This window comes from Mesorhizobium sp. M4B.F.Ca.ET.089.01.1.1 (assembly GCF_004022605.1).
GTDB lineage: Bacteria > Pseudomonadota > Alphaproteobacteria > Rhizobiales > Rhizobiaceae > Mesorhizobium > Mesorhizobium abyssinicae.
Genome location: NZ_RZOS01000400.1, coordinates 613 through 5,272, shown reverse-complemented (window position 1 = coordinate 5,272; position 4,660 = coordinate 613). Strand labels below are relative to the sequence as shown.

4 protein-coding genes are annotated in these 4,660 nt (G+C 58.3%); all 4 read right to left on the bottom strand.

Annotated features, from left to right (window positions below; translation table 11 throughout):
* Positions 1–1,137 (bottom strand): tRNA-guanine transglycosylase DpdA (dpdA, locus tag EN780_RS26950; RefSeq protein ID WP_128275810.1); only part of this gene is annotated, 1,137 nt, incomplete at its 3' end.
* Entirely contained in the window at positions 1,137–2,279 is a 1,143-nt protein-coding gene (gene dbpB, locus EN780_RS26945; RefSeq protein ID WP_128275809.1) for a DGQHR domain-containing protein DpdB, read from the bottom strand. The genes dpdA and dbpB, both read right to left, overlap by 1 nt.
* Positions 2,276–3,232 (bottom strand): hypothetical protein, encoded by a 957-nt coding sequence (locus tag EN780_RS26940; RefSeq protein ID WP_128275808.1) that lies wholly within the window; start codon positions 3,230–3,232, stop codon positions 2,276–2,278. The genes dbpB and EN780_RS26940 overlap by 4 nt, the downstream gene beginning before the upstream one ends.
* A 531-nt stretch (positions 3,233–3,763) precedes the next feature.
* On the bottom strand, positions 3,764–4,660 hold an 897-nt coding region (ligD, locus tag EN780_RS26935; RefSeq protein WP_189556764.1), incomplete at its 5' end, for a non-homologous end-joining DNA ligase.

Here is a 4,660-nt window from a genome sequence, read left to right as displayed (position 1 = left end):
ATCCTCAAGCGTGCGTGCATATATCCGCCGCTGTCGTTCCAGCGAGTCAGCGCGCCGCGACGGCGATGCTTCATTGTCCCAGTTGAGTTTGTCCCAATAGGCCATGACCGCATCGAGCGCTGCTTCAACTCCGATCTCACGCCGTGCCACTTTGCGGACGCCGTCGAGTGCGGCTCCTTCTAGCGCTCGCGCTTCTTCCTGGTTGATGCGCCCTTCAAGAGCCTTGTTTTTCAGCCTGTTGTTCTCGATCGCCTGGGGAATGCGAATAGCCGTGTAATAGGAGAGTTCTCCAGTTCGGCTACGCATCCAATAGTTTTTGCGCGCGTCCTTGAACGCCCTCACCAGGGGAGACGTCGTGTCAAAGCTGGTAACGCCGTGGCGTTCAATATCCGCTAAGTTTTCAATCTTACCGAAACCTAAGAGATGCAAGCGAACATGTTGCGGCAATGCGTCCCGAACTGCCGCCAATGCGCGCCCGATCTGTTCGATTTTAAGCGGAACGGTGCCGCCAACAGCCAAATACGTATATCCCATCTTGGCAAGACCGACCGCAGCATCTGCCATGCTTGGCGCTGACCACCCTTGGATGACGCCCATCGGAACAAATCGGGGGCCGAGGGTCCTTGCAACGTGGATGAACTCTGCTGCATTTTGCTGGGTGATTTCGAAGCGGCGGCGGATCTCTTCTGGTATCTCGGACCTCGAGCGCTCCGCGCCCTGATCGTCGAAATCGAAGATCAGATGGTCCGGCGAGCAGCCATGCGTGAAGCCGCCGTCGCCGTAGAACTCGACGGTGTCCTCCGCTCGATAGGGAGGCTCCGGCATATTCCGGTAGGTGAATGCGCCGCAATCACCCATCATCATGCTGTCGGGAAAGCGATCGTGTGGGTAGCGAAGAAACCGCCTGGCCCCTTCTCGCCGAAATCTCATCAATTGGGCTTCTGTGTATTTCCCCGGAATGAGAGCGTCGCCCACAATACCGCGGGAGACTAGGATGCCGTCGTACGGAGCTACCTCCAAGAACTCGTGGGGAAACTCGTCGTCTCGATGAACGGCGCGACCAGCGCCGTTTCGATCGGCGATGAAATCATAGGCTGGATCGACGAAATCCAGACTGTCGGCAAACACAAACTTCATCACGCGACCCTTGCGAAGGAATGCACGTGATCAAGACGCGCCAGTTGTTCAGAGAGCAGCCGTATGTCTCGGCCGAGGTTCTGGATATCGTTCCAGTCGCGATCTATGTCAGGCCAACGCCCTTTGGTCCAACAGCAATATGGCGCTATGCGCAAAAGTGCATCCATAGCGTGACGCCGCAAATCGTTCGCTCCCAAAGCCCGCGACATAATGCGATCCATCAGATATCCCATCGCCTCAATTCCGGCCGAGTGCATCAGACGGCTCTCCATCGGCGAACGCCCCCAAGCATCGGGAAACACCTCTCTCGCGGCGCCCCAGAAGGCCGTGAGGACGCGGTACATCGACAGACAATCGGCTTCTCGCGACGATGAGGCCTTGTAAGGCGCGAGGGCACCAAGGGGGCTGTTGATGCTGTTGCGCACCACCTTAATCAGAGCCGTATCAATAATCACCGCCTCGGGGTTCTCGTCAGACAACCGCCTGATGAGGTTCCGAAATGGAGAGTCCGATGCCGTGTTGAGCAAGTTCACGATTTCGCTGGGAATGCGACGCGGCGCGAGATCGCGTGGCAGATCGGCCTCCACCTCGGGCAGCAGTTCGTTGATCAATCGCGGTGGCAGTGGGCGCGCCTTGTTGACAAGAATGAATTGCTCTCGATGGGTCGACAAATCTTCAGACACAAAGGCGACCACCGGGACGGGAAAGCCTTTGTCTTTGACTTGTGCGAGCGCGATTGAGCGTTGTTGTCCGTCCACGATCCAGGCGGCCTTTGTTCCGTCCTTTGGAATCGGAATACGCAGGGTGCCTGCGTCAGACGCTTTGACATCCCCGTCGGGTTTGCTGCCTCGACTTTGTGTGAACATTGCGCGCGGCGAGATCGCCAGGATGATAGCATTCGGAAAGAGAACTGAACCCTGATCGAGAAATTCGACGATGGCCTGGACGTGGTTTCGGATCTCCTTGCGCTGGAAGCCATGCAGCGCCCCGTCCGAATCCCTGTGGACTCGGCTTATTTCGGCGATCCTGAGCAAATCGGCACCCGGCACAAAGAAGGCATAGATATCGATCCCGCCGGCTTGTTGCGTCCGCAAAGCTCGGACGGCGAGCACCGGGTCGTTGCTAGGCGAGCGACGGCTCATCCGGCTGTCCTTTCCTCAAGTGCAGCGCGATACAATCGTGAAAAGCGCGCCTGCTCACAGGCAACTCCTTCCCGGTCTCGCAGAACACGCAGTAGGCCTCCGATCCCCGTCGTCTTTGGCAAATGACGTTTAATGAGCGCGAGAATGTCCTCGTCCGGGAGGCGCGGCCGTTTCCGACGCACCGGCGCATGTCGCCCAGCCAACGCCGTCTGAACCCAACGTTGATGGGTCAACGCATCGCCGCCAGGGCAGGCAGCCAGGCCTTCCGAGATGAAGTGCAACAACGCGCGCTGCGGAAAGTCCGCCCGCGTCCCCGCCAATATAGCCTCAAGACGTTCATCATAGGGCAAGAGGGTGGACGCAAAGCGGGACGGCAAGGCAGCGTCGAGTTTCACGCCGATAATGCGCAGCCGTGCTACCTCGGCATCGCCTAGCGCATCGAGGTTCGATGCCAACATCCGCGCATAAGGTTGAGTCAGCGCAATAACAAAGGGCTGCGACGCATTCTTCTTCAGAACGCTCGCAAGCGGGGTCGCATAGGGCCCTGTATTGACAGCGCGCCACCATGAAGCCGCGTCGAACCTGCCGTTGACTCGGACGGCGATGCTATCCGGGCCCAGGCCGCTGACGGTAAGACCATAGGCAGGAACCTGCCTATGAGACGCCACCAAGCCAAGCCCCGCCGAGACGATGTAGAGCGGCGCACCTACTATCGCGGAGGCTTGCCGAGCGAGTTGAAATCCTCGCCCACCGTAAAGCTCCGCTGCTTCGCAGGCGACAGGCAGCTTCGCAAGTCGTTCGAGCCACGCAGTTTCGAGATCGGATTGGTCGGAACGGCGAAGCGAAACTGCGGATGCATTGCTATCTGGCCGGAGACGCTTGCGGCTGGCGCAAGGGACGAGAACTGCGGCAGCCCCACCACACATGTCCGCAATCTGATCCGTATTTTGCATGCCATTCTGCCCAATAACTGGTGCCAAATTGATGTCGGTGAACTTAGGAGAAACTACTTGAATACGCCTTAGCCAGCGCTCTTCGCATCAGTGGTGGCCCGAATTGCAGCCTATAGAAGTCGCCTAGCCACAGCTACGAAAAAATGACAGAAGCGTCAACCTATCCCCTGCATTGCTTGAGGTCAGCGCGCCAAAGCGCAAAGAAGGGCGCAGTTTCCGTAAGTGAGAATGCGGACGCGATCCAAAAACTGCACGTAATTCGCGACCTAACTAAAGGGACGCGGATCTGATTCGTCGCATTCGGTGTCGCTTGGCAGTTATTGCACTATGCGCTCATTTCGTTCAGGTGGGGCATTTTCGAATTCGACGAGTGGAACATAGAATTGCCACAGCGGGGTCGTGCCCAGACAATTTGGAGCGGAGCAGCCTGGCGTAGCTTGGTGTGATCGAGCCCATAGCATCCTGGGCCACCACCGACCTCGAGAAGGCGCCAGACAGAAGGTGCCTTGGGCGGTCCTGCGTCGTCACTTCTTACAGAAACTCGTCAACCGACCGGTCGTCGCGAATGCCCTTGAACGATGGATGGCGGAGCTGGTGATCCTCGGTCCAGCCGCGGTATTCAACGTCGACGACAATCTCCGGCCGCGTCCAAATTGCACCTTTCACTTTGAGACTGGGAATAGACGATTTCTCGGCTTCAGCGGCTTTGAGCCGGCGCATCATGTCGGTGCCGGTGCGTGCATTGAAGCCTGTGCCAACGCCGCCGGCGAAGACCAGCCTTCCTTCCTCGACATTCGCTAGGAGGATACTCCCCAGGCCGCCGTAGCTGTTGCCTGGCTCGTAGCCGATGACGATGAACTCATCACTCAGCACGCATTTTGTCTTCACCCATTCCTGGCGCCGGCCGGATCGATATGGACTAATGCGCAGCTTGGAAACGATGCCCTCGAAACCGAACTGGCAGACTTGTGCGAGAATGTCGCTGCCGCCGCTGATCTCGTCGCTCAAAACGATACCGTTCGGCGGCGCCTCACCCAGCAGATCAACCAGCCCTTCTCGCCGATCGACGAGTGGCCGATCGCGAAGGTCCTCGCCGTTGAGCTTGAGCAGGTCGAAGACGGCAAGCATGATGTCCTGACGTCTCCCGCTGCGGCCAAGAGCCCGCTGAAGACTGGAAAAGTGGGACAATCCCTTCTCGTCGGGGACGAACGCCTCACCGTCTATAATCGCGTCCGACGCGTCGAGCTCGGCTACCGCCGTGACGATGGTCGGAAACTTGACGGTCCAGTCGTGGAGATTGCGGGTAAGGATTTTAACCTTGCCTCTGTCGAGATAGACGCCGATCCGATAGCCGTCCCATTTGATTTCGTGCAGCCAATCAGGGCCTTGCGGGACGCGATCAACCAGAGTCGGCAGTAGCGGCGGGGT

What these genes read in the sequence shown, in the direction of transcription:
- dbpB (WP_128275809.1), bottom strand. Translation starts at nt 2,279, where the DNA reads ATGAGCCGTCGCTCGCCTAGCAACGACCCGGTGCTCGCCGTCCGAGCT.
- EN780_RS26940 (WP_128275808.1), bottom strand. Translation starts at nt 3,232, where the DNA reads ATGCAAAATACGGATCAGATTGCGGACATGTGTGGTGGGGCTGCCGCA.